This window comes from Butyricimonas muris, assembly GCF_046365375.1.
In the GTDB taxonomy this organism is placed as follows: Bacteria; Bacteroidota; Bacteroidia; order Bacteroidales; family Marinifilaceae; genus Butyricimonas; species Butyricimonas muris.
The window spans coordinates 259,518-284,861 of the sequence record NZ_JBKEIT010000005.1 but is presented as its reverse complement, the minus strand read 5'-3'; the positions used below and the strand labels follow the sequence as shown (position 1 = coordinate 284,861).

24 protein-coding genes and 2 tRNA genes are annotated in these 25,344 nt (G+C 42.9%); 15 read left to right on the top strand and 11 right to left on the bottom strand.

Translation table 11 applies throughout. From position 1 onward, the window contains the following. Positions 1–131 precede the first annotated feature (131 nt). The 3 genes from feoB to ACK8P8_RS10530 all read left to right on the top strand — a co-directional run bounded on the left by feoB (position 132) and on the right by ACK8P8_RS10530 (position 3,060). On the top strand, positions 132–2,609 hold the full coding sequence (gene feoB / locus ACK8P8_RS10540; protein ID WP_410025862.1) for a ferrous iron transport protein B: 2,478 nt from the start codon (positions 132–134) through the stop codon (positions 2,607–2,609). Positions 2,610–2,647: 38 nt separating this feature from the next. Then, a complete protein-coding gene (locus ACK8P8_RS10535; RefSeq protein WP_099293821.1) occupies positions 2,648–2,854 on the top strand; it encodes a FeoB-associated Cys-rich membrane protein in 207 nt (68 codons plus the stop codon). Between the two features lie 74 nt (positions 2,855–2,928). Further along, positions 2,929–3,060 (top strand): hypothetical protein, encoded by a 132-nt coding sequence (locus ACK8P8_RS10530; protein WP_255302085.1) that lies wholly within the window; start codon positions 2,929–2,931, stop codon positions 3,058–3,060. Positions 3,061–3,095: 35 nt separating this feature from the next. On the opposite strand, the gene rpmH is transcribed toward ACK8P8_RS10530, so the two are convergent. Continuing rightward, positions 3,096–3,254, bottom strand: a complete 159-nt coding sequence (rpmH, locus tag ACK8P8_RS10525) for a 50S ribosomal protein L34 (protein ID WP_099293820.1) — start codon at positions 3,252–3,254, stop codon at positions 3,096–3,098. A gap of 229 nt (positions 3,255–3,483) precedes the next feature. On the opposite strand from rpmH, the gene ACK8P8_RS10520 reads away from it, so the two are divergent. The 3 genes from ACK8P8_RS10520 to pdxT all read left to right on the top strand — a co-directional run bounded on the left by ACK8P8_RS10520 (position 3,484) and on the right by pdxT (position 6,064). Further along, complete coding sequence (locus ACK8P8_RS10520) at positions 3,484–4,353, top strand: sigma-70 family RNA polymerase sigma factor (RefSeq protein WP_099293819.1); 870 nt, start codon at positions 3,484–3,486, stop codon at positions 4,351–4,353. A 267-nt stretch (positions 4,354–4,620) separates the two neighbouring features. Then, positions 4,621–5,490 (top strand): pyridoxal 5'-phosphate synthase lyase subunit PdxS, encoded by an 870-nt coding sequence (pdxS, locus tag ACK8P8_RS10515; RefSeq protein WP_303178665.1) that lies wholly within the window; start codon positions 4,621–4,623, stop codon positions 5,488–5,490. A 4-nt stretch (positions 5,491–5,494) separates the two neighbouring features. Beyond that, positions 5,495–6,064, top strand: a complete 570-nt coding sequence (gene pdxT, locus ACK8P8_RS10510; RefSeq protein ID WP_099293816.1) for a pyridoxal 5'-phosphate synthase glutaminase subunit PdxT — start codon at positions 5,495–5,497, stop codon at positions 6,062–6,064. An 89-nt stretch (positions 6,065–6,153) separates the two neighbouring features. On the opposite strand, the gene rfaE1 is transcribed toward pdxT, so the two are convergent. The 3 genes from rfaE1 to ACK8P8_RS10495 form a co-directional block, all read right to left on the bottom strand. Continuing rightward, complete coding sequence (rfaE1, locus tag ACK8P8_RS10505) at positions 6,154–7,089, bottom strand: D-glycero-beta-D-manno-heptose-7-phosphate kinase (RefSeq protein ID WP_186978408.1); 936 nt, start codon at positions 7,087–7,089, stop codon at positions 6,154–6,156. A 101-nt stretch (positions 7,090–7,190) separates the two neighbouring features. Continuing rightward, positions 7,191–8,283 (bottom strand): peptide chain release factor 2 gene (gene prfB / locus ACK8P8_RS10500; protein ID WP_227216055.1). Its coding sequence is split into 2 segments (ribosomal slippage): positions 7,191–8,219 and positions 8,221–8,283, totalling 1,092 coding nucleotides; the frame shifts between segments, so codons are not numbered across the junction. Between the two features lie 207 nt (positions 8,284–8,490). Then, complete coding sequence (locus tag ACK8P8_RS10495; protein ID WP_410025861.1) at positions 8,491–11,685, bottom strand: glycosyltransferase family 117 protein; 3,195 nt, start codon at positions 11,683–11,685, stop codon at positions 8,491–8,493. A gap of 185 nt (positions 11,686–11,870) precedes the next feature. On the opposite strand from ACK8P8_RS10495, the gene ACK8P8_RS10490 reads away from it, so the two are divergent. The 8 genes from ACK8P8_RS10490 (at position 11,871) to ACK8P8_RS10455 (ending at position 16,760) form a co-directional block, all read left to right on the top strand. Beyond that, positions 11,871–11,941 (top strand) — tRNA-Gln (locus ACK8P8_RS10490). 64 nt (positions 11,942–12,005) lie between these two features. Next, positions 12,006–12,089 (top strand) — tRNA-Leu (locus ACK8P8_RS10485). Between the two features lie 173 nt (positions 12,090–12,262). Next, positions 12,263–12,556 carry a type II toxin-antitoxin system HigB family toxin gene (locus tag ACK8P8_RS10480; protein WP_410025860.1) on the top strand — a complete coding sequence of 98 codons (294 nt, stop codon included), beginning with the start codon at positions 12,263–12,265 and terminating at the stop codon, positions 12,554–12,556. A 10-nt stretch (positions 12,557–12,566) separates the two neighbouring features. Next, positions 12,567–12,932, top strand: coding sequence for a helix-turn-helix domain-containing protein (locus tag ACK8P8_RS10475; protein ID WP_410025859.1), 366 nt, complete (start codon positions 12,567–12,569; stop codon positions 12,930–12,932). 898 nt (positions 12,933–13,830) lie between these two features. Further along, positions 13,831–14,721, top strand: coding sequence for a hypothetical protein (locus ACK8P8_RS10470; RefSeq protein ID WP_410025858.1), 891 nt, complete (start codon positions 13,831–13,833; stop codon positions 14,719–14,721). A gap of 12 nt (positions 14,722–14,733) precedes the next feature. Next, positions 14,734–15,090, top strand: coding sequence for an STAS-like domain-containing protein (locus tag ACK8P8_RS10465; protein WP_410025857.1), 357 nt, complete (start codon positions 14,734–14,736; stop codon positions 15,088–15,090). Then, complete coding sequence (locus ACK8P8_RS10460) at positions 15,083–15,619, top strand: hypothetical protein (protein ID WP_410025856.1); 537 nt, start codon at positions 15,083–15,085, stop codon at positions 15,617–15,619. Before ACK8P8_RS10465 ends, ACK8P8_RS10460 begins: the two co-directional genes overlap by 8 nt. Positions 15,620–15,914: 295 nt before the next feature. Next, the gene (locus ACK8P8_RS10455) at positions 15,915–16,760 is read left to right on the top strand and encodes a hypothetical protein (protein ID WP_410025854.1); all 846 of its coding nucleotides are present in this window, start codon (positions 15,915–15,917) and stop codon (positions 16,758–16,760) included. A 73-nt stretch (positions 16,761–16,833) separates the two neighbouring features. Here ACK8P8_RS10455 and ACK8P8_RS10450 read toward each other — a convergent pair whose 3' ends face one another. From ACK8P8_RS10450 to ACK8P8_RS10420, 7 genes are all read right to left on the bottom strand, one after another. Continuing rightward, positions 16,834–17,076, bottom strand: a complete 243-nt coding sequence (locus tag ACK8P8_RS10450) for a hypothetical protein (RefSeq protein WP_186978500.1) — start codon at positions 17,074–17,076, stop codon at positions 16,834–16,836. Positions 17,077–17,084: 8 nt separating this feature from the next. After that, complete coding sequence (locus ACK8P8_RS10445) at positions 17,085–17,600, bottom strand: hypothetical protein (protein WP_410025852.1); 516 nt, start codon at positions 17,598–17,600, stop codon at positions 17,085–17,087. 130 nt (positions 17,601–17,730) lie between these two features. After that, a complete protein-coding gene (locus tag ACK8P8_RS10440) occupies positions 17,731–18,273 on the bottom strand; it encodes a hypothetical protein (protein ID WP_410025851.1) in 543 nt (180 codons plus the stop codon). 133 nt (positions 18,274–18,406) lie between these two features. Then, positions 18,407–18,982 (bottom strand): hypothetical protein, encoded by a 576-nt coding sequence (locus ACK8P8_RS10435; protein WP_410025850.1) that lies wholly within the window; start codon positions 18,980–18,982, stop codon positions 18,407–18,409. Between the two features lie 701 nt (positions 18,983–19,683). Then, complete coding sequence (locus ACK8P8_RS10430) at positions 19,684–20,634, bottom strand: hypothetical protein (protein ID WP_410025849.1); 951 nt, start codon at positions 20,632–20,634, stop codon at positions 19,684–19,686. 47 nt (positions 20,635–20,681) lie between these two features. Further along, positions 20,682–21,353: a hypothetical protein gene (locus ACK8P8_RS10425; protein ID WP_410025848.1), complete on the bottom strand. Its 672-nt coding sequence runs from the start codon at positions 21,351–21,353 to the stop codon at positions 20,682–20,684. Positions 21,354–21,399: 46 nt separating this feature from the next. Beyond that, positions 21,400–22,068 carry a hypothetical protein gene (locus tag ACK8P8_RS10420; protein ID WP_410025847.1) on the bottom strand — a complete coding sequence of 223 codons (669 nt, stop codon included), beginning with the start codon at positions 22,066–22,068 and terminating at the stop codon, positions 21,400–21,402. An 86-nt stretch (positions 22,069–22,154) separates the two neighbouring features. On the opposite strand from ACK8P8_RS10420, the gene ACK8P8_RS10415 reads away from it, so the two are divergent. Next, positions 22,155–25,340, top strand: a complete 3,186-nt coding sequence (locus tag ACK8P8_RS10415) for a hypothetical protein (RefSeq protein WP_410025846.1) — start codon at positions 22,155–22,157, stop codon at positions 25,338–25,340. Positions 25,341–25,344 lie beyond the last annotated feature (4 nt).

Genomic DNA, 25,344 nt, shown 5'->3' with positions numbered 1-25,344 from the left:
ATAGACATCAATGCAGAGGGAGCCGTGAGTGATCATGGCTCCTTTTTGTAGATAGATATTTTTCTGTGTTTATTTAGAAAAAATAAAAATAAAGTAATACCTTTGCTACGCGAAACCAGAAAGATGCAAATATGTTATTGTCAGAATTGAAGACCGGCGAGAGCGCCGTGATAACGAAAGTGAAAGGATACGGGGCTTTCCGTAAGCGTCTGAATGAAATGGGATTTATACGGGGTAAGGTAGTCAAAGCCGTGAAAAACGCTCCTTTGAATGATCCTATAGAATACTCGATCATGGGGTACGAGATATCCTTGCGGCGACAAGAAGCCGCGTTTATCGAGATTGTTTCACTGGAAGAAGCCAGCAATATCGTCGGGATTTCAGCATCCGCGAGAGATGCGGAGGAGGCCTTTGCCAAGCATTGGGAAGGGCGGGACAAGCATATTCATGTTGCCTTGGTCGGCAACCCGAACGCCGGGAAAACCACCCTGTTCAATTACATGAGCGGATCGCAGGAACATGTCGGGAATTACGGCGGGGTGACCGTGGACGCGAAGAAAGCGACTTTCCGTTTCAGCGGGTACGAGTTTAACGTGGTCGACCTGCCGGGTACTTACTCCATTTCAGCCTACTCGAACGAAGAAAAATACGTGCGGGAATATATCACGAATCACGCTCCCGACGTGGTCATCAACGTGGTGGATGCGTCCAATCTGGAACGCAACCTGTACCTGTCTACCCAGTTGATAGACATGGACGTGAAAGGCGTGATTGCCTTGAACATGTACGACGAACTGGAACGTTCCGGTGCGACATTCGATTACCGGAAAATGGGTAAGATGATCGGGATGCCTATGGTGCCGACGATTGGTTCGAAAGGAAAAGGAGTCAAGCAACTCTTGGAAGAGATTATCGAGGTGTACGAGGGAAGAAGCGAAACCGTACGGCATATTCATATCAATTACGGGCAGGAGATCGAGGACGGTATCGTTGCCATTCGTTCGGAATTGGCGGATGAGAAAGAATTGACCTGCAATATGTCGCCTCGTTTCATGGCACTGATGTTACTCGAGGGAGATAAGGAAATCACGCGTTTCGTGGAGAAGGATAAGCTGCGGGAAAAACTGATGAATACCGTGCAGGAGAATGTGTGTAAAATCGAATCCACGTTCGGGGAGAGCGTGGAAGCGGTGGTCACTGACACGAAGTACGGTTTCATCTCTGGGGCGCTGAAAGAAACTTACCGGGAAAGTCCCGTCAACCGGCGGCGTAAAACAGAATATATCGACGCTATCGTGACGCATAAATTATTCGGGTTCCCGATCTTCCTGTTATTCCTGTTCACGACCTTTTTTGCCACTTTCAGTCTGGGCAGTTATCCCATGGAGTGGATCGAAACGGGAGTTGCCGCCTTGAGTACATTCGTGGAAAACAATATGAGCGCGGGACCGTTGAAGGATTTGCTGGTAAGCGGGATTATCGGCGGTGTCGGTAGTGTGATCGTGTTTTTGCCGAACATCTTGATCCTGTTCCTGTTTATCTCGTTCATGGAAGACACGGGGTATATGGCGCGTGCGGCGTTTATCATGGATAAAATCATGCATAAACTCGGGCTTCACGGGAAGAGTTTTATCCCGATGATCATGGGATTCGGGTGTAACGTGCCGGCAATCATGTCCACGCGTATGCTGGAGAATCGCAGTGACCGGATATTGACGATACTGATCAATCCTTTCATGTCTTGTAGTGCCCGTCTTCCGGTATATATACTGTTAGTCGGGGCATTCTTCAAGGAGTACGCGGCATTGGTGTTGTTCGGTATCTATTTGATAGGTATTTTAGCGGCAATCGTGATGGCGAAATTATTCAAACGGGTACTTTTCCACAAACAGGAAGTGCCTTTCGTGATGGAGTTGCCGCCTTACCGTATGCCTACATTACGTACCACGATTCGCCACATGTGGAGTAAAGGCGAGCAATACCTGAAAAAGATGGGAGGTATCATCATGCTTGCTTCCATCGTGATTTGGGCTCTCGGTTATTTCCCCGTGGACAAGGAATTGGCGGCAGAATACGACAAGCAGAAGGCGGAAGTTGCGGCAGCGTACGAGGTGGAGATAGCCTCGGGAACCGGTAACGCCGAGATGTTGAAGGCGGAGCGGGAAGCCAAACTGGAAAGTTTGCACCGGGAAGAAGTGATCAAACGTCAGGAAAGTTCGTATATCAGTCGTATCGGTCGGGCGATGGAACCCATCTGGGCGCCTCTCGGTTTCGAGTGGAAAGCCGGGGTGAGCTTGTTGACGGGTGTTGCTGCCAAGGAAATCGTGGTGAGCACGATGGCTGTGCTCTATCAAGGCGAGGATATCGACGAGGACGATGAGGCGGCAAGTTCGGCACTGGTGACGCGGTTGAAAGAACATGGTTTTACGCCTGTTATCGCTATCGTGTTTATTGTTTTCGTGTTACTCTATTCTCCCTGTTTCGCGGCATTGATCGCGATAGGGAAAGAGATCGGGGCAAAATGGGCGTTCTTCGTCATGGGATACACGACCGTGCTGGCATGGGTTGTTTGTTTCGTGTTGAAACAGGTATTGGACTTGTTGATATAAATCAATGAGTCAATCTAAAATCTAAAATTAAAGGAGTGATGCAGCTCATACTTACATATATAATTGTTGCCGTGGCGCTTTTCTTCGTGGGAAGGGGCATTTATCGGTTATTCCGTTCCGGTCGTAAGAACGGGGGATGCGGTGATTGCTGCGGTTGCGGCTCGCGGACAAACAGAAAAAAAACGTATGTATTCGGGAATAGCCCGGTGAAATCGGCGATAGAGCGGGAAAAGAACGGGAAATAGCTACCTTGTTTCACGGACATTCTCCTTGTTTGAGCCATGGCTTGGCTACCCCTTGTCTATACCATGAACGTAGCATGAACGTAGCATCTTCGAAGCATGAACGCTCACGTGTGTATATGCTGCGTCAGGCAAGTGAAGAGGATGTAATCATAGTGGAGGGGAAGGGTAAGGAATATATCTTGTTACCTTGGAGAGGGGATGGCTAAAATAAAAAAAAGCTGCTGATAAGCAGCTTTTTATATTATTGTTTGTGTCTGCGCTCGTCAGAAACACTCAATTTTTTTCTTCCTTTAGCTCTTCTTCTAGCTAAAACTGCTCTACCGTTAGCTGTAGACATTCTTTCTCTGAAACCATGTTTGTTTCTTCTCTTTCTGTTGGATGGTTGAAATGTACGTTTCATTGTGATATTATCTTATGTTATTATTTTCTCACTTCGGACTGCAAAAGTAGGTATTTTTTTGATTGTGCCAAAGAAAATTGCAAAATTATCTTCGGTTAATTTGAAGTTTGTCACAACAAAGTTAGAATCTTGTCGTATACTTTTGCAGGAGGGACATGAAAAAATATGCTCTGATATTTGTTTTATTGAAATAGATTATTAACTTTAAGCCAATTTACTAAAGAGACCTATGAGACAGTTAAAAATCAGCAAGCAAATCACTGGCAGGGATTCCTTTTCAATCGAAAAGTACTTGCAGGAGATTGGGAAGATCGACGTGTTGTCGCCGGACGAGGAGGTTGCGCTAGCCAAGAAAATACGAGCCGGAGATCTAGCCGCACGAGAGCTTCTGGTGAAGAGTAATCTTCGTTTCGTGGTTTCCGTGGCCAAGCAATACCAGAACAACGGTATGAGTCTGGGTGATTTGATCAACGAAGGGAATCTGGGTTTGATCAAAGCGGCAGAGTGCTTTGATGAGACGAAAGGGTTCAAATTCATTTCTTACGCCGTGTGGTGGATTCGCCAGTCTATTTTGCAGGCAATTGCCGAGAACTCGCGTTTGGTTCGTTTACCCTTGAATAAAATCAGTAGCATAAACAAGGTGAACAAATTTTTCTTCCGTCTGGAACAGGAATTTCAGCGGGAGCCGACAGCCGAGGAGATTGCCCGGGAGATGGACGTTCCGGAAAAAGAAGTGAAAGACAGTATGCGGATTGCCAGTCGTCCCTTGTCAATGGATGCCCCGTTGACGAGTGACGAGGATGCGTCTAATTTATACGACGTGATGATCACCGGCGAGAACTCGATACCGGAGGCGGAGAGAGAGTTGAACGCTGATTCGTTGCGGACGGAGATAGATCGTTATTTATCCACTTTAGATGAGCGGGATGCCACGATCTTGCGTATGTATTACGGGCTGGGAGGTTATTTGCCAATGTCTTTGGAAGAGATTGGGGATCGGGTAGGACTTACCAGCGAAAGAGTACGTCAGATCAAATCAAAAGCCATCAAAAAGTTGAAAAACACGTATCGCACGAAGCGGTTGAAGACTTATTTGTAACCGGATATTTTAGGTTGTAAGTTATGAACCGAGAGTTGTTGTAAATTGTAACTAATTAGATTATAATTTGTAACAATCCTGAAGATGTATTTGTCCGAAAAAGTCCCTCAAAAAACTTTTCTTTTCATCTAAAATTGTATATTTGTTCCCCGTTTTGGAAAAGGTTTTAAAAACGGGAGAAAACGTTTGCGGAAGCATTCTTTTCTTTGTTAAGAAACTTATTTTCAATTGTTTATTTATAGTTTTAATATTCTAAAGAAGAACCTTATGGGAAAATATGAATTGAACAAAAATTTGGCGCAGATGCTTAAAGGTGGGGTTATCATGGACGTAACCAATGTTGAACAGGCGAAGATTGCAGAGGCTGCCGGGGCATGTGCTGTTATGGCACTGGAAAGAGTGCCGTCGGATATTCGTAAAGATGGCGGTGTTGCCAGAATGTCAGATCCGCAAATGATTAAGGCGATCAAGAACGCCGTATCTATTCCTGTAATGGCTAAAGTGAGAATCGGTCACTTTGTTGAGGCTCAAATATTGGAAGCCATCGGCATTGATTATATCGACGAGAGCGAGGTATTGACTCCCGCGGATGATCTGTATCACGTGGACAAGACTAAATTCCAAGTACCGTTTGTTTGTGGTTGCCGCAACTTGGGCGAGGCTTTAAGACGCATCGGCGAAGGTGCTTCCATGATCCGTACCAAGGGAGAAGCCGGAACCGGAAACGTGGTTGAGGCTGTAAGACATATGCGTCAGTTAAACAATGATATTCATCAGGTACAATCTGCCCCGGTAGAAGCTTTGATGACGATCGCTAAAGAAATGGGTGCTCCTTTCGACCTCGTGAAATACGTGCACGAGAACGGTAAATTGCCGGTTGTAAACTTTGCTGCTGGTGGAATCGCCACTCCCGCCGATGCCGCTTTGATGATGCAATTGGGCTGCGAGGGTGTATTCGTAGGCTCCGGTATCTTCAAGTCGGGAGATCCTGCCAAGAGAGCGAGAGCTATCGTGTTGGCAACTACTTATTACAACGATCCGGTTAAATTGGCCGAATTGTCAGAGAACTTGGGCGAGCCGATGTCCGGGTTGGAAATATCCAAATTGGAAAATAAATACGCCGAGAGAGGGTGGTAAAATAATGAAAAAGATAGGCATTTTAGGGTTTCAGGGGGCTGTCGTCGAGCATGAGCGTCAGATTCAAGCATTGGGACATGAACCCGTGATCGTGAAATACCCGGAACAATTGGACGTTATTGACGCTATCATTTTGCCGGGAGGGGAGAGTACCACCATGGGTAAGATTCTCAATCGCACGGGGTTAATGGCCCCCCTGCGGGAGAAGATTGTCGGGGGACTTCCCGTGTGGGGAACTTGTGCCGGAATGATCTTGTTGGCAAAAGATCTGGTGAACGATTCGGTGACTCACTTGGGAGTTATGGATATCTCCGTGCGCCGCAATGCTTACGGTAGCCAGATTGATAGTTTCTCCACGAAACAGGTAATCCCCGCCGTCGACTCGAAAGAGATCGAGCTGGTGTTTATCCGCGCACCTTATATAACAAAGGTGGAAGACGGGGTGAAAGTATTGTGTGAACTGGACGGTCACGTGGTTGCCGCTGAAGAAAGAAATATGCTGGTGACCTCTTTTCATCCGGAACTTACGGATGATGTGACTTTCTTGAAATACTTTGTTTCTAAAATCAAATAGTTCATAGAGTTTTTAAGGTTTATAAAGTTCGTAAGGTTTATTACTTTATGAACTTTATAAACCTTATGAACTTTATAACTCTTTTCTTTCTACATCGCTTTTCTCAACTCTTCTGCCGTCAGCGTGGCGGTTCCGATCTTCTGTACCACGATTCCTGCCGCGATATTGGCGATGCGGATAGATTCCTTGATATCTTTACCCGCGGTCAGTGCTAACGCTAAGGCTGCCACCACGGTATCTCCGGCTCCGCTCACGTCGAACACTTCTTGCGAGTGTGTCGGGATATGCACGGTTTCTTGTCCGGAGATCAGGCTCATGCCTTTCTCGCTTCGAGTCACGAGCAAGGCTTTCAACCCGTACTTCCGGATGATTTCCTTTGCCGAAGCCTCGATTCCGGTGTCCTCGTTACTGATAGGATGCCCGATGATGTCCCCGAGTTCCTTCACGTTTGGCGTGATCAAATCCGCCCCGGCGTATTTTGCCCAGTTTTGTCCCTTGGGGTCCACGATGACGCGCGTCCCGTGCTGTTTGGCGATCGAGATCAGAAAAGTGCAAATTTCATCGGAAATCATGCCCTTCCCGTAATCGGAGATCACGAGAGTCGGGTTTTCACGGATGAGTTCTTCCAGATGAACTTTAAAATCTTCTTTTGTTTTCTCGGGTACTTCCAGTCGTTGCTCGTAGTCAAGGCGCACGATTTGTTGGCGTCCGCCGATAACGCGGGCTTTCGTGATCGTGGGTTGCTCTGTTTTGATGAACTCCGTGCGGATTCCCTTGCGGTGCGCCATTCGCTCGATCTCCTTCCCGAAAAAGTCGTATCCCACGGCTCCGCACAAGGTGGCTTGCCCGCCCAGACTGCTGATGTTGTTTGCCACGTTCGAGGCTCCGCCCAACCGGGATTCTTCCGTCACGATATTCACGATCGGCACGGGAGCCTCCGGCGAAATGCGTTCCACTTTCCCGAAATAATATTTGTCGAGCATCACGTCCCCGACGATTAATATTTTGCAATTACTGAAATCCATAATGAAAATTTAGAATTTATAGATTCTGTGATTTCGTGATTCTCGATTCTGTGATTTTTAATCACTAAATCATTGAATCGCTAAATCACAGAATCAGTATGTTATTCTTCCCCGCCGCCGAACATCATCAAGTAAGCCTTGATAAAATCGTTGATTTCACCGTCCATCACGGCTTGTACGTTTGATGTCTGGTAGTTGGTGCGGTGGTCTTTCACCCGTCGGTCGTCGAACACGTAGCTGCGGATTTGTGACCCCCATTCGATTTTCTTTTTTGTTCCCTCGATCTTGTCCATTTCTTCCTGACGTTTCCGAAGTTCCAGTTCGTACAACTGGGCTTTCAGCAATCGCATGGCGTTCTCCCGGTTCTGCAATTGCGAACGGGATTCCGTGTTCTCGATCATGATGCCTGTCGGGGCATGGCGCAGGCGTACTCCGGTTTCCACTTTGTTCACGTTCTGTCCCCCGGCACCTCCGCTTCGGAATGTGTCCCAACTGATGTCGGCAGGGTTGATCGTGACCTCGATGGTGTCGTCCACGGCGGGATAGACAAATACCGAGGCGAAGGAGGTCATGCGCTTGTTCGACGCGTTGTAGGGGGACAGACGCACGAGACGATGCACGCCGTTTTCCGACTTCAGGTAGCCGTAAGCGTAATCGCCCTCGAATTCGAGCGTGGCGGATTTAATACCCGCTTCTTCACCTTCTTGGTAATCCACGTGTTTTACCTTGTAACCGTTCAGTTCACCCCAACGGATATACATCCGGTAGAGCATGCTTGCCCAGTCCATACTCTCCGTACCCCCGGCTCCGGAATTGATTTTCATGATAGCACCGAAATGGTCTTCCTCTTTACGCAGCATGTTGCGCATCTCGATATCCTCTACTACCCGTACGGTTTCCTCGTATTGGGCGTCTACTTCTTCTTCGGTGGCTTCTCCTTCCTTGGCGAAATCGAAAAGTACCTGTAAATCGCCCACGGCAGAAGTTACTTGTTCGTATCCTTCTATCCATGATTTTAATTCGCGTACCTTTCTCATCAAGACTTCCGCCTCTTTCGGGTTATCCCACAAGGAGGGATTTTGCGTTCTTAATTCTTCTTCAGCGAGTTGTACCTTTTTACCATCTATGTCAAAGATACCTCCTCAATGCTTCACCTCTCTCTGCCAGCTCTTTAATATGGTCGATCGTGATCATTGTATTTTTAGTTTATAAAGTTAATAAAGTTCGTAAGGTCTGTAAGGTCCATAAAGTCCATAAGGTCGAAAGTCCATGGATCCTGCGGGCGCTTTACTATAACGGCAATTTTATTGCCGTTGATATAGTCCGAAGGACACCCGTGACCTTATAGACCTTATGGACTTTATAGACTTTCGACTGATAAAAAGGGGAATTTTCCCCTTTTTATTGTTTATTCATTTTACTGTCTATCGGGAAGTTTTTATTCACCCGGTTACTGGTGATCGGTTTCCCGGTCAGCGTGTTCTCCACCATGGTTTGTACTTCCTGCGCGAAATCTTCCTCGCCGCTGCTTCTTGCCCATCCGATCAACATTTGCAGTATCTGCATGCTGTTCCGTTCGTCCCGGTTAAGCATTTGCCTGCGGTTGGCGGATAGAGATTGGATATATCTTAACGTTTGAGCGTTATCCAGTGCCAAAGCCCATGCCAGATCGTTTGCTTTCTCGTTTTCTCCCGCTGTGTAATAGATCGGGATATAATAGATCAAGAAATAATCTGCCGGAACTTGGTAAAGCGGAATTTCTTCCAGTGATTTATCCAGTACTTTGACGGCTTCCTGCATCTTCGAGGAGTCTACGATTTCACTTATAGTGGAGTCGCCGAGTACCGTACTTTCGTTTACGGCTTCTTCCACCAGTTTCTGGGCAAGACGCAAGAAAGTATTCCGGTATTTCATCACGGCAATGGTATTGTCGTGGAAATGGTCGATATTTATTTTCGGGTCATTGATATTTCCCCAGACAAACTTATTCATCAAATTGTCATACAACACGTTCGAGTTGATGCGACCGAACTCGTAATATGCATCCTTGTTTTCCGTCTTGATCGGTACCACGCGGTAGCCGGCACCTTCCAGCTGGAAGTATTTGTCAAAGCCCATGTAGCTGTCCTGTCCCATGCCGATACCGAAATATACAGGCCGTTCCCAGTTATTGGCAGCCAGAATGTCGAGTACCATGAGTTGGGATTTATTCAGTGAGTTGCCTGTCAGCTTGATTTCCACCCTGTCCACGATCTCGTCTGCATCTTCCGGTTGCACGGTTCCGTTGGCGAGAACTTTCTCTTTGTCCACGGGGAGATACAGGCTCCGGGTGGGGATATAATTCAACGGTTCGCCTTGATAGCGGTTCGTCTTGTATTCCGCGCCGTCCTGACCGACGAAATTCATTACTTCGGCGATGCTGAACGGCTTGTCGGTTCTCTCTTCGATAGCCACGAAGTCGCGTACTCCGTAATGATATTGGTCTTTCGTGAAAGAGATTGGTACCCCCGGTGATTCGTAGGCTTTTCGTTTCATCTGGTCGATATACCAGTCCCCGGCAAGCAAACTCAAATTCACGATGCGCACGTCCCGGCGGAAGCCTTCCACCTCTTGGGCGTACCACAACGGGAAGGTGTCATTGTCCCCGTAAGTGAACAGTATGGCGTTCGGGGCGCAGGTGCTTAAGTAGTTTTTGGCATGCGCGATCACCGCGTAACGTCCGCTGCGGTCATGGTCGTCCCAGTTTTGCGCCGCCATGTTCACCGGTACGGCGAACAGGCAAACTGCCGTTACCGCAATGGCAGCTTTGCGGGAATCCATTCTCTTTTGGAGAAGTTCCCAAAGGTAGAGTACCCCGAATCCTACCCAGATGGCAAACGCGTAGAATGAGCCGGCGTAAGCGTAATCCCGTTCACGCGGTTGATAAGGATATTGGTTCAAGTAAAGCACGATGGCGATACCCGTGAGGAAGAAGAGCAGCATAACCACCCAGAAGTCTTTCTTTCCCTGTTTTCCCCGCTGGTATTGGTAGAACATACCCAGTAACCCGAGGATAAAAGGAAGCATGTAATATTTGTTGTTTGCCTTGTCGTGCTTCAACGTGTCGGGCATCATGCTTTGATCGCCGACCAGCATATTGTCGACGAAAGGAATGCCCGTGATCCAGTTCCCGTAACGGAAATCACCGTGTCCTTGAATATCATTTTGTCTTCCGGAGAAGTTCCACATGAAATACCTCAGGTACATGTGCCCGAGCTGATAACGGAACATGAATTTCAAATTTTGCCCGAAAGTCGGTTTTTGACGGTTTTGTCCGTCTACCGAGTACGTGGGGCCGGCGGGTAATCCCACCCATTCGATGTAAGACTGCGGGTCACGCGCGGTACTGTACATACGCGGCAGGATGGTACAAAAATGAGGATCGTATTTCACCTCGGTCTTGTGTCCCACGACATCGTATTTCCCGGTTTTCTCGTTCTGGTAATAGATCGGACCGCCTTCTTCCACGGCAATGACCGGGGCGTTGTAATAAGGTCCGTAGATCAACGGTTCCTGCCCGTACTGGTCGCGGCTTATATAAGAAAGGAGCGCGAACACGTTATCCGGGCTGTTCTCGTCGATGGGAGGGTTGCTGACCGACCGGATAACCACCATGGCGTAGGAGGAGTAGCCGATCAACATGACCACGAAACAGGTCAGGATCGTGTTGACGATCGTGTGATTGTGTTTCAACGTGTAATATATACCGTAAGCAAGTCCGCTAATTAGAAGGATAGCGTAGACAACTACTCCCGTGTTGAAAGGTAGCCCCATGCTGTTGACGAACAGTAGTTCGAACCATCCGCCGATAATGATCACGTACGGGATCACACCCCACAGGATAGTCCCGAGGATCACGCAGGATAAAGCGGCAGCTTTGATCACACCCCATTTAGTCGTTTCGTATTTCTTGAAATAGTAGATAAACACGATGGCGGGAATTACCAGCAAGTTCAACAAGTGAACCCCGATGGAAAGCCCGATCATGTAAGCGATGAATACAAGCCAGCGATTGGCGTACGGTTGGAACGCCACGTTCTCCCATTTCAGGATCGCCCAGAACACGACAGCCGTGAACAGGGACGACATGGCATATACCTCGCCTTCCACGGCGGAGAACCAGAACGTGTCCGAGAACGTGTAGCATAGCGCACCGATCAGACCCGCACCCATGATAGCGTACAATTGTCCCATGGTACATTCTTCATCTTTTTTAATCACAACTTTCTTGGCCAGATGCGTGATTGTCCAGAACAGGAACAGTATCGTGAAGCCCGAACATAACGCCGACATGATATTAATCATGTAAGCCTGTGTTTCCGGGGACGGGGCAAAAATGGCGAACAGTCGCGAAACAATCATAAAGAAAGGTGCCCCGGGAGGGTGTCCTACCTGTAATCCGACTGACGTTGTGATGAACTCGCCGCAGTCCCATAAACTGGCTGTCGGTTCTACCGTGAGAATGTAAGTGATACTGGCTATCACGAACGCCACCCATCCGGTGACATTATTGATCAACCTGTAACTTAACGTGGGGTGATTTTTAATGTTGCACATGCTTCTCCTTCTTTGAATTTATATTTCTTATTAGTAATCAAGGATATCCTAAATTTGTTCCTTTTCAACCGCACGAAAATAGCAATTTTCTTTTAATTTTTCCGCATTTTGTTTTGGTGAAATGAAAAATTGCTATACATTTGCAGCGTCAAAAAACAAAATACTTGTTGAATTGACATGACGATTGTCCCATTGTGTAATGGTAGCACAGCAGATTTTGGTTCTGTCAGTCAAGGTTCGAATCCTTGTGGGACAACAAAAAAGAGAAGCCTTGCAGCAGGGAGTTGCAAGGTTTTTTGTCCGAAGTTCTTAGATACAATGCCCAGGTGGTGGAATCGGTAGACACGCTAGTTTCAGGGACTAGTGGCCGTACGGCTGTGCAAGTTCGAGTCTTGTTCTGGGTACAGAAAAACGCTTGATGGTGATAAACTGTCAAGCGTTTTTTTATTTACTTGCGGATAATAATGGTTGTTCGACTAGAGTAGTCGTTATTTCCTATACTTGATATTCTAAATAATAGAAAATATTTTTGTTTTATAGAAGAAAAGCCTTATATTTGCATCAAAGAAAATAAGTTATGAGAATAATAACATTTGCGGCTATAAGAGAATATACCAAGAAACATAATGATGCCGATATCCCTTTACGGGATTGGTATAAAAAGACAGAAAAAGCAGATTGGTCATGTTTGGTTGACATTAGACAAACATTTAATGGTGTAGACTACGTGGGGAATGATAGATTTGTTTTTAATATTAAAGGCAATGATTATAGACTGGTTGCGATGATATTGTTTGCTGCAAAGAAAGTATTTATCCGTTGGATTGGTACCCATAAAGAATATGATAATAAAGATTGTAGAAACGCTTAAATTTCCGGTAATGGCAAAGATAAAAACAGAAAAACAGTATAAGGCGGCTTGCGCGAGAGTTGAAGAGTTACTTAAAGTGGTTGGTAATGATACTCCGGTTGATGATAAAAATTTTCTTGAATTGGATTTGATTTCTGATTTAGTAGCTGATTATGAAGAGGAAAACTATGCCGTGGAATCTCCTTCTTTGGTTGAAGTAATTAAGTTACGAATGTATGAGATGGGACTTACGCAAACAAAACTATCCGAATTACTAGAGGTAAGTCCTTCACGTGTTAGTGAGTATCTTTCCGGCAAGTGTGAACCGACGTTGAAAGTTGCTAGAGAAATGAGTCGAAAACTGAAAATAGATGCTAATATCGTGTTGGGAGTATGATTGAAATGAATCTATAAATAGCATAGGTAATCATACTGAAAGAGAGTGTCTAACAAGTCTCTTTCTTACAAAACCACTCCCCCCTCCAACTCCCCCTTGTACAGGGGGAGAGCTGATTACCAAGCGGTTTCCCGCATCCTCCTACCTCGATTTTGACTTGGTTGGTATCTGCGAAATTGAAATTTTCGATAACGAATCCGGCAAACTATCTATCGCTCTTTCCGTGCAGTACAACGAATTGCAAAAGCTATCCTACTGTTTTACTTCTGTATAGAAACAAATCGCTATTGTGAAGAAGAGGGTTTTATACCTTTTGTTTCTGCTGCATGTGTTAATTTTGATTCTTTTAGTGTAGGAGGTGGAGTCTTTTATCATGATATTGGGATGCGACTAGAATTAGACTATGGTGAGTTTAATTGGGAAATCATGTGTAAATTTTAATTGTTGATTTTCGCATATTGTTTTAATACAATAGTTTATGATAAAATTGAAATAAATAATAACAAATTGATACACGCGAGAGAATTAATACCTATATTTGTATTGCCTAAAGAAATAAAAAAGAAAGCATTGCTGCGTAGGAAGGTATAGCCTCCGGTACGCAGTGATGCTTTTTTATATTTCTTTAGGCGAGATTATAAAAAAACCGGAGGCTCTTTCCTTAGGATATAAACGTTGTATTTAAAGATATTGTTACTATTTCCGAGTGACAATTTTGAGAATTAAGTTTGTTTAGGGGCAGGGCCGTGATGGTTACCTGCCCCGCTTTTTATTTTTATCAGTTTGAAAGCATCAAAATTTGTCGATCATTATAATTTTATCTGATAAAATAGAAAACTCAAAAAAATATATTTATTTTGAAACTTTAAATGCAATATTCAGTACTACTAAATAATAAATGAAAGTAATAGAATTGGATCGGAGTATTAATACTGGCATCAATGGCTATATAAGTTTAATAAATCTATATAATCAAATTGTTGCGAGTGAGGAGAAAGAAATCGTGATTGATTTTCGTAATACTAATTGGTTTGAAGCAAATTTGTGTTCTGTATTAGGGGCTATTATCGAATTGTCAAAAGAAAATGGATATAGTATTTTGTTAGATAGAATGACATTTGCAATAGAAAAAATTTTGAAACGGAATGGATTTCTTGCTCCAGTTAATTATTTATATACCGATTTTAGTAGAGAAACGATTGTTACATTTCAACAATTTAAACCGAATGAAGATACTAGTTTTAATGAATATATAAAAAGAGAATTGCTATCTAAGGCTGATTTTCCAAGTCATAGTTATTTGTTAGGAAAAAAGATTAGTGAAAGTATTTTTGAAGTTTTCGAAAATGCGAGAACTCATGGGAAATGTGCATTGATTCATACTTGCGGGCAATATTATCCACAAAAAAAGCCAGCGAGGCTTGATATTACAGTTGTCGATGTCGGAATGACAATACATAAAAATGTGAATGAGTACCATTCCCCATACCGTATTTTTACGGCATCAGATTCAATAGAATGGGCTATACAATACGGAAATACAACAAAGAAAGATCGAACAGGGGGATTAGGACTGGGGTTGATTTTAGAGTTTATAGAATTGAATAAAGGGAAAATTCAAATAGTTTCATCTAGTGGATATTGGGAATACCAGAATGGGAAAAGTGAGAAAAAAGAACTTTATTGTAAATTTCCAGGGACTATAGTGAATATTGAATTTAATTTTGATGATAGTGCTTTTTATTCATTGAAAGATGAACCGAAACTATCTCTTGATGATATTTTTTGATATATTTGCAACATGAAAAACGAACAGATTGTTTTAAAAATTAGTGATTTAACGGCTCTTGATATAGCAGTTTCATCAGATGAAGGCGATAAGATTTATAATCGGATTGTCCGTATCTTGTCTGAATATGAAGTACTTGTTTTAGATTTTCAGGGGATAATGTTGTTGACGACAGCATTTTTGAATGCGGCTATAGGTCAGTTGTATAAAGATTATTCAAGTGAAGAATTATCATTGCGTTTAAAATTGATGAACGTTAATGATGATGATTTGCCACTTTTTAAAAAGGTGACAGATCGGGCAAAAGAATATTTTAATAATGCAGACTCGTTTAAGAGAACAACGAATGAAATCTTAGGCAGTGAATAATATATTAGATATAAAGAACTATAATCCATCATCCACAGATTGTTTCTTTTTTGATAACAATGTGTGGATTTTTTTATATTGTCCGATAGGTAACATATCTCTATCGAAACAAAAGGATTACTCTATTTTTTTGCAGAAAATTCAAACTTGTAGGGCAAGTATTTTTATTAACAGTATGGTGATGTCTGAGTTTGCCAATACATGCTTACGGTTGGATTTTAATTTGTGGAGAGAGGAAACAAGAAATCATACAGCAGAATACAAGAAAGATTATCTAAAAACGAGTAGATCTAAGGGTACGATTTCCGCGGTGATTGCAGCTGCAAAAAATATTCTGAAAATAACAGAACGTTCATCTGATAATTTTAATGCAATTAGTTTGAATAACGTTTTTGCTCATTTTGAAGATATTGATTTTAATGATAGTTATTATATTGAATTTTGTAAAACAATGTCATTAATATTAGTTACGGATGATAATGATTTTACTTTGAAAGATCCCGTACTAAAAATTATAAGACGTATTTAGAGCACCCCTTGATTTAATCAGAGGCGAGAATGAACAAGGGTGAGGATTATTCTTCATCCTTTTATTTTAGATAGGATATAAATTGTATTTTTGTTCACATTAAATAATGTGTTGTTTAGCCCTTGTTCCGGGTATATGAAAACACTTGATGGTGATAAACTGTCAAGTTTTTTTTTAGTTTGGTTAAATTCAAGATATTAGTTTGTTCTGATGATTAAATTCTTCATATTTGCCGCAATATTTTTACAAGCTAAGATATTTAAGAAGGTATAAATGAATTTGTAAATTTATTTGTTTGAATATTAATATAAATAAAAGAGGATCAATGAAAAAATGTATGTGTGTATTGATAGTCATGATGATAATTTTGTCATGTACTGATGGTAAAAAAGAAAAAGTGCAAATTGTTACGTTTGATGTGAATTTGTCTTCAGAAGAGATTGGAGTTAATCAATTGGTTAGTTATTTATTTTCCGCAGTGGATGATGATAATGTTAAACTTACGTCTTTATGTGTACGTGATGATTTCGGTTGGAAAGCTTTTGATAACGAAGGAGAGTATAGACCTTCTGTTATCGGGGATAATAAACTTACTTTCATAGCTATTAATGATGAAGGGGATTCGACTAAGTTTGTAAAAGTAATCCATGTTGTTCCGTGTGATTTTTATTTCGGACGTTGGGGAGATTCCATGGAAGATATCAAGAGATTTGAAGATGGATATACATCTTCTCAGACGGATATTTTGGATTATAGGGGAGGAATGTTTGGTGAAGAAGCAAGATATTATCATTTTGGTTCTTCCGCGGAAGGATTATTATATGGGGATAGATTATTTTCATATCAAACAAATGTTTCTAACGATAATTATAATACTGTATTAAGTCTTTTGTTTAATTGGGAAACTGCAATAAAGAGATTAACGGAAAGATATGGTGCGCCTACGAGGAATACCTGTCCAGATATGACGGATTGGACAGATTTGCAGAAAGTGAATTTTGCACGAAATAAATATTATTCTTTAGGTGCGACTTTTGGTGATGAACGTACTAAAGTCTCGCTTGATGTGACAAATTATAGAGGACAAATGTGGGGGAATTGGGGATATACTATGTATGAAGAGTATAGACCAATAAAATAATCGGAACTAATATCTATAATTTTGTGTTAAAAAGCGACTGTTTGAAAACAAGTTTTTTTAACAGTCACTTTTTTTATATGCGGCTTCCCGCGTCCTTGTATTTCTTGTAGCGTTTTGTCTTACCCGTGGTGAAATCGACGAGTTCCACCCACTCGAAGGGTTCGTCTTCATCCTCCTCGTCGCCGTACAGGAGTTTGTTGCGTTCATTGCACATGTAGGCGTATTCCTGCAACATTCCGGTGATCAGCGCGTAGCTGCTGTCGAGTGTTTGCTCGTGCGTGTAGCCGAGGGCTTCTTTCACGTTTACCAGAAACATGAAGCTGCTCACGGGTTTATCCAGCTTTCCATGTTTTTTCGGGCGGCTATGATCTCCGCCTCGGTCATCGGGCTCATGTTCTTTAGCGTCATGATAGATTTGTAGAAAGAGTTGTATCCTATCCGGTAAAGGATGGCGTTGAGCAGGATACGGGTGTCTTCCCACGTGCAATTGTCCGAGAGGACATCCCGAAACCATGCCGGGGGGTCGCTTTTCTTGTTGTGAAGCCCGATGCAGATAATATTCATGATAAGTTGGTCGTATTTGCTCATGATTTCCGGGAGTTCGGGGTGAAATTCGTTCCCGTCGTTCCTCGTGATTTTAGCAAGATCATCTTTCTCGATCGCTAGCAGGAAGGGTTTTATCCTGAACCACGAACGCACGGTGAGAGGGGTAATGGTGATATAATCGTCCAGTTTCTTTCCCCCGGGGAGAGAACCGGTATCCGTGAATTCGAAAGGAATACGGATACTCCTTTCCGACACGGTGTCACTTTCCAATGCTATAATATGTTTGATCCCCATGTATTTGATAGGTTTATAAAGTTTGTAAACTAAAAGGAGGAGGATATGCCAAAAGTTATTTATAAACAGAGGAAGAGCTGGTGACTCTTACCGAAAACGTGAGTAACTAAGCTCTCCCTCTTTTGTACCACTATTCCGCGGGAGTCGGGGGAGTCACCGTTTTCACCTCGCGGATGAACGATGGTTTCACCGTCCCGTCGGCAGCGGCAGCCGCTTGGCGGGTCACTTTCACCAGCAACAAGTCGGTTTGCTCGCTACCCGGTGCCTGGCTCAACTTAGCCGACACGGCTCCGTTCACGATGGTGTATTCCACGTACTTGCCCTCGTAAGGTTGGGTAGCTATGCGGAATGCCTTGTTGATCGTTTCGAATCCGTTCGGGGCTTCCCATTTGTCACCGTTTGCCGTTCCACCGCAGAATGCCACGAGTTCCGCCGTGGTCGGTGACGGGATGGAGAATTCGATGCTGTCGGCATCTCCCTTGCGGTTGATAATCGCCAGCGGGTCCTCGCGTCCTTCCACCTCGATTTTGACTTGGTTGGCATCCGCAAAATTGAAGGCTACCGAACCCTTGAAAATGTCCCTTAACGGGGTAAATTCCGCGGGTACAACACCGTTTTTCGCTTCGCCGTAACTGATCAGGTTAACTCCAATTGCAATACTTCTTTCTGACATAATGTTTAAATTTTAATGGTTATTTAATTGTTTGTTTATTTTGAAATCCTTTCGGGTTTCGATGTTCACCAAGTGAATATTTGTCATGACTCTTTTCTCTTAAAATATAAGATCGGACTTTTTTTCTCCGGATTTAACTTGTTTTTTTGAGGTATTCTTTGATTTCGTGCAGGACTTCGTTTTTTATCTTGTATAATGTTTTCAAGGCTTCCGGTCCATCCCATTCTTTGAGCGGTTTTCCCTCGAAATAATAGAATTTGAATATGGCGATCTTGCGTGGGGCTATATTCAATATTTTCAGTGCGTTCATAATAAGATCTATTTGTTCTTGCTTGATTTGTTCGTTTGGTTCTGGGTTGAATACAAGGGATTCCGGGGGTAATGACTCCCGGTATTCCAGAAATTGATATCTATGATATTTCTGGTTATATGGTGTTGTCTTCAAGTAAATATTATCGCGTATGACACGAAGTATGAAGTAATCGAGTTCCGTGGCTTTTTTATCTTTTTTTTTCATAAGGTCTTCGAGAAATTTGGGATTATTATTTATCCATATTCCAAGAAGTACCTCGTTTAGTAAGTCGTTAGCTTCATTTTGCATACTCTCCCATCTACGTTGCATACTCTTCCGTTTACAATGATATATGGTATATTCCAGCCAGTGCTTGTAATTCTTACTAAAGAACAATACTAATTCATCCCCATTCATAAATTTGTTTTTTTTGGTAATTATTTTTTTATCTCTTGTTTATATAAAATATAAAATGAGGTTTATTTTCTCCTTTTTAGGTTAAATGAATAGGTGATATTGTGTATATTTAATTCAATTTTGGCTTATTTATGAATAGCCATGCGGCTGTATTCCGGTTAATTTCAAAGTATTACCAAGGAGTAAGATTGTTACGGTATTATAGAATTTTTCTTTTCAGTTTATTGACAAGCGGTGGTGGAATTATATGGTATATCAGAAGTCGGACAGAATTCGAAGAGAACCCGTGGAATTCCCGTATCAAACACGCATCACCTTCGAATTACTCCCGTTTCAAAGGCGCTCGGGGGTGTCTTTGATACGGGAATGGCCCGAAGGTGGCACGGTGGTATGTACCGATTATGTCGGGTCCGGTACGGGATGTCGGTTGCTTGAGAACGTGTTCATGTCTTAAACGGGTATGTTCGTGAAAACACGCGGGCTCTTTATGAAATATCGTTGGAATAGGGTAAAGCGGGATGTATCTTTGTATATAAGAAGTTCTTTGACATGTTGATTGTATTGTTTGCCGGAAAGGCAAAAAGCGTTTTGATGCGTTTGCTTGATAGATTATCGAGGAAAAGGGGAGCGTCTTGAAGAATCAGGTTTTTCAAATCGTAGATTTGTTGAAAAACTTGTTACCTGCACGAATGGTGTTTTTTTTAATAAAACGATTTTAATATGCCGTTTTTGAATGTCAGGTATTTACCCGAGGGGTAAATCCATAATTCCCCGGAAGAGGTGTTCCTGATTTCTTCCGGGGCTCCACAAGCCATGCGTACCATATCCCTCGTCATGTTGATACAAATACGGGCTTCCATGATTAGTTTATAAAAATCAGGTCGGTGTTCGTGTATTTCCTTTAGTTGTTCGTCATACAGGAGGGCGCAAGGACCTTGCCCGCGCTGGTAATCATTGATGGCATTCAAGGCAATAGTGAATGTCTTATCTTGGTGATTGGTGATCATGTACGCGAGTTCGCCGTGTTTCTGGTCTATCAGAAGTTCTTTCACCTTCCATACGATCTCCGGATCAATAGTAATGGGGAGGCCGGTAAGTACATCGTGTATGGGGACTTTTTGCTCGTTGCTAACGCTTTCCCACGGGTTTTTGTTTTTAAGAACGATTTGTTTCCCGACGCAGTTGTTTTTTTCTTTGGTATAAAACCCCATGATAATAAATGGAAATAATTTATTATTATCCCAATCGTACAGGTAATAGTAGGTCGTGTCATTTGTTTGGCTTTTTAGTTTTAGGACCAGTTTGGTTTTGTAATAGTCGCTTTTCCCGATATGTGGTAAAACTTCCTCGACCCAAAAGGTTTTCCCGGCGAATGATTCATAGGTTTGGATTGACGCCAGATGATTATTCGTGTCTTCGTATTTACTGTAAAAATTGTGATACCCGAATTGCTGTAACTCTGCCGGTTTGGGAATGACATATAGTTCTTGCCCGATGAGTAACTCCGCGTCTCTACCGACAAAATTGGTGGTGCTGTCGTAAGATGTTTTGCTCGTTTTGTCAAGAGGGGTTGCAGCGGTAAAAGATTTTATTTGTCCTGCGCAATAAAGGGATAATATCGTATTTATTATGATACAAGTTATTTTCTTCATATTAGATTTTGGGAATTGAGGACTTATTTTTGATGGATTATTGTTCGCTAGAATTTCTTGGCATTCTCCTTGAGCATATCTTCTCGGTTTATTTTTGTTCCTTTTTCAATAGCATCAAGTGCGGGAAGGTAGGAAATGTACATGTCTATTTCACAATTTCCTTGTAATGATGATTTTTTAATTGTAATAGAGATTAGTTTTGTTGTGTAACGCCATGCACAGGCACAAACAGATTCGGAACCAAGTTCTTCTTTCTTTGGGAATTTCAGATATTCCGGTTCCCCGTAATTGACGGAGATAATATCTTTTAATTCCTCGAATTCTTTTTTTAATGTCGTGTTGTATTCGCTGTCTTTTATCGGGGAACCTTCAAAATTAACTTGGAATAAATAATTTTCATAGAATAGAAATTCAATAATGCTATAAGATGTTGATCCGATCTTCCTTTGTTTATAATCTAGGTAAATACTGCCATCTGATAAAATATGAGCATCCTTTGCAATTTCTGTTTTCATGGCTTCTTCTCGTGTCATGCCGAATTGCGCATCCCCATACGCTGTAAATAACAGTTGAGTAGCTTTTTTGTCAGCTTCTTTCTCGATTTCTCTAACTTCTTTTAGAGTGTTAATAATTTCCTGTGTTTTTATTTCCTGTTTCTTGGATGTCTTGCAAGAAAAAGAAACTGCAACTAAGCAAAAGAGTACTACATATTTATACATACCGATCCGTTTATTTTTTGACAAAGTGTTAGAGGCAAATGAGAAATTAGAATTTCTTGGCATTCTCCTTGAGCATATCTTCCCGGTTGAGTTTTGTTCCATTTTCAATGGCATCAAGTGCGGGAGTATAGGAAATGTACATGTCTATTTCACAATTTCCTTGTAATGATGATTTTTTAATTGTAATAGAGATTAGCTTTGTCGTGTAACGCCATGCACAAGCACAAACAGATTCGGAACCAAGTTCTTCTTTCTTTGGGAATTTCAGATATTCTGGTTTCCCGTAATTGACGGAGATAATATCTTTTAATTCCTCGAATTTTTTTTTAAATGTCGTGTTGTATTCGCTGTCTTTTGTCGGGGAGCCTTCAAAATTAACTTGGAATAAATAATTTTCATAGAATAAGAACTCGATATTATAAGATGTTGAGCCGATTTTACTTTGTTTATAGTCTAGATAAATAGTACCGGTTGATAAAATATGGGCATCCTTTGCAATCTCCGTTTTCATGGCTTCTTCTCGTGTCATGCCGAATTGCGCATCTCCGTACGCTGTAAATAACAGTTGAGTAGCTTTTTTGTCAGCTTCTTTCTCGATTTCTCTAACTTCTTTTAGAGTGTTAATAATTTCCTGTGTTTTTATTTCCTGTTTCTTGGATGTCTTGCAAGAAAAAGAAACTGCAACTAAGCAAAAGAGTACTACATATTTATACATACCGATCCGTTTATTTTTTGACAAAAGTAGAGAAAAAACGGGATAGTTTATATTTTATAAGTAGAAAATGTAAAATAATTAATACTATGGGAATAATAGATAAAAAATCGGCGATGCAGTTAGCCCTCGGAACGGATGGCGGTGCTACAACAAAAGTATTGCAAGGAGAAGGCATAACTAAAGGTCTTGGAAATGCTTTTACATGGTTGAAAGCGTTAGGATTGTTAAGAGAAGGGTATCTCGAATTACGGGAATTGTTGGACTTGAATGATAAAGATTTAATTCGTTATAACGAACTTTCGAAAAGGGCTTTCGATTCTACGGTCGAGAGTTTGAATAAGGAAGAGGAAGCTTTGAAGCTTATGTTAAAACGATATCAAGAATTAGTTGCTATCGAAAATCAGTCAATTGATCAGAAAATGGAGATGCATAAGCTAGTTTATAGCCTAAGTAAGTTCGCTCCTAAAGCGGTTGACGGCAATTTTGGAATAGATGCAATTCCGAACGTGAACGTGGATGAGGTGATGGCAGAAGTGACGGAGCAAAAGAAATTGATTGATAGTTTCAAGGATATGAAGATAACCGATTTGGTCAGTGAATTTCATCGGGAAACGAAAGAGATTAATATACTTCAGCAAGAATTGGAAGCTAACGCGAAATGGAGTAGTTTCGATTTTACTTCTTTTACGGAAGAATTAAGTGAGGCGGAACGTGTCGCGGCGGAGCAAACATTAAAAGATTTGGAAAATAAAAGATCTTTGATCGTGAAAATGTTTGTGCAGGCGGGTATCGGACGGGGAGATATCATTCAGGAATTGCCGAAATTATTTCGAGAATCCCTTTTTAGTTGGGAAACCATGGACTTTAAGGATATGGAAACAGAGGATCGCAGGGAAGCATCTGATTTTTTGCGTACTGAGGTTGATCGACAGAAATATGTTGTAGGGTATGTGGCAAAAATAATGCAAGAAGAGGAAATTCAAAGAAAAGGACTTAAAGAAAAAATAGATATTAGAAAAAAGGAATTACAGGGAATGTTACAGCCTAATTCCAGTGCTTCTCCAAATGAGATTGCTGAAAAAGAGGCGGATATTGCTAAATTAGAAGACGAACTGGGAGGGAAAAAGGTTGAAACTTCCCAAAAACAAGAAAAAGTCCCGGCAAAAAATAAACGAGTTCAGGATCAGGAAGCCATTAGCGCGTTATTGTTGAATAACTTGATAACATTGGAAGAGAGTCGGTTATCCCTTATGGAAGACGGAAAGAACAAACGCTTGGCTTTATCGGCATTGGAACATAAAATGACCGAAAAGGAGATAAAGGAGCAATTAGCGGCACAACAGACCTTGTTCGAACAAGCCGGGCAAGAGATGCCGGAAGAGGTGAGAGGGAGTTTCACGAGAAGATTGGAACAGAATGATAATAATAAATTTGACCGAGACAGGACGATAGAAAAACAATACGAGGAGGAGTTGAGGCAGCGCACAGAGGGATTGACACAATTCTTCTTGACTGAAGAACAGCGTAAAAGGGATGCGGTAAAAGCACGTTATGACGAGCAGCGCACGTGGGCGGAAAAACAGAAGAAGACGGGAAGTTTACCGGAAGGGGAATACAACACGTTCGTTCAAAAAGTGAACGAAGCGGAACAGAAAGAGCAATATGCCCGTTTGTTGGATGAATTAAATGATTTTGAATCCCGAAAAGCACAAATTACCCGGGAATGGGATGACAAGATTGTGACGGCTCAAGGAAACGATAAATTGGTAGTCCAACTGAAAGAACAAAAGCAGAAAGCCTTGAGTTCCCTCGGGGCGGAGGAGATCATGGCGTCGGATGACTGGGAAAACCTGTTCACGAACATGGATGATCTGACCGTCAAGCAGATCGATCAATTGATGGAGAATATCCAAGCGAAGATAGATAGCAATGAGCCGACGTTAAAGTCCGTGGATATGAAAGCGCTTGCCGGCAAGCTGGAGGAGGCGAGACAGAAGGTCGCAACGTTGAATCCTTTCCGGGCGATGGCGGACTCGATGAAAGATATGTTCTCGAAAGGCTCGAACGAGGCAGGAGAGTCGTCGGATGAGATCGGGAATAAATGGAAAAATTTGGGAGCGTCGACAAAAGGATGTTTTGACTTTATTAATGATGCGGTAGGGAGTTGCAGCGTGCTCTCGGATGTACTCGGGGAGTCGGGACAGCAGACGATGGGGATGATACAGGGGGTTGCCACGGCGGGCATCACGATGGCTACCGCGATAGATTCGGTAGAGAAAGGTTCGGTCGTGTTGGCGGTGATCGGTGCCGCCCTGACGGCGGTGACGGCGATCATGTCCATGTTCAACAAGGACAAGAAGCAGGAGAAGAAGATCAAGGGATTGCAACGGGAGATCGATAACCTTGAACGGGCTTACGACCGGCTTGGTGCCACGATAGACAATACCTACACGGAAGACGTCTACCGGATGATGGACGAGCAAAACGAGAAGTTACAGGAGCAACAAGTGTTGATACAGCAACAGATAGAGGCGGAAGGCAAGAAAAAGAAGAAGGACAAGGATAAGATCAACAGTTGGAAGAACGAGATCGAGGATATTAACCAGAAAATAGAGGAGAACAAAAGGAAGCAGATCGAGATGCTGGCGGGGACGGACGTGCAGAGCGCCATCAATGATTTTGCCGATGCCCTGACGGAAGCCTACGCCAAGGGCGAGGACGGGGTGAAAGCCTTGGGCGACACGACGAAGAAGGTGATGGCGAATGCGGTGAAGGAGGCGTTGAAGAAGAAATTCCTCGGCGAGTCGATAGAGTCGGCGGTGAATTACCTCGGCGAACACATGAAAGACGGGGTGTTGTCGGAAAGCGAACAGGCAGAGTTTACCCGGATGGTGGAGGAAGGCGGCAAGAGTTACACGAAGGCGATGGAGGCGTACAGCGGGTTGTTCAAGGATGCCTATAACGACGCACCCGAGGGCGTGAGCGGACAGTTGCAGGCAGCCATGACGGAAGGGACGGCGAGTGAACTGGTGGGGTTGTGGAACTCGACTGCCATGGACGTGCGGGTGATCCGTGACTGGTTGCTGACGGGCACGGACGTGAGCGTGCCGCGGCCGGGATTCGACTTGGGTGAATTGCTGGAACAACAGTACCGGATAGAGCAGAACACGCGAATGACGGTGTACCAATTGCAAGACGGATTCGGCAGGATGGGACAGCAACTGGACGCGATAGAACGGAACACGAGAGGATATTACGGAAGGGGAAGGTGAGGGA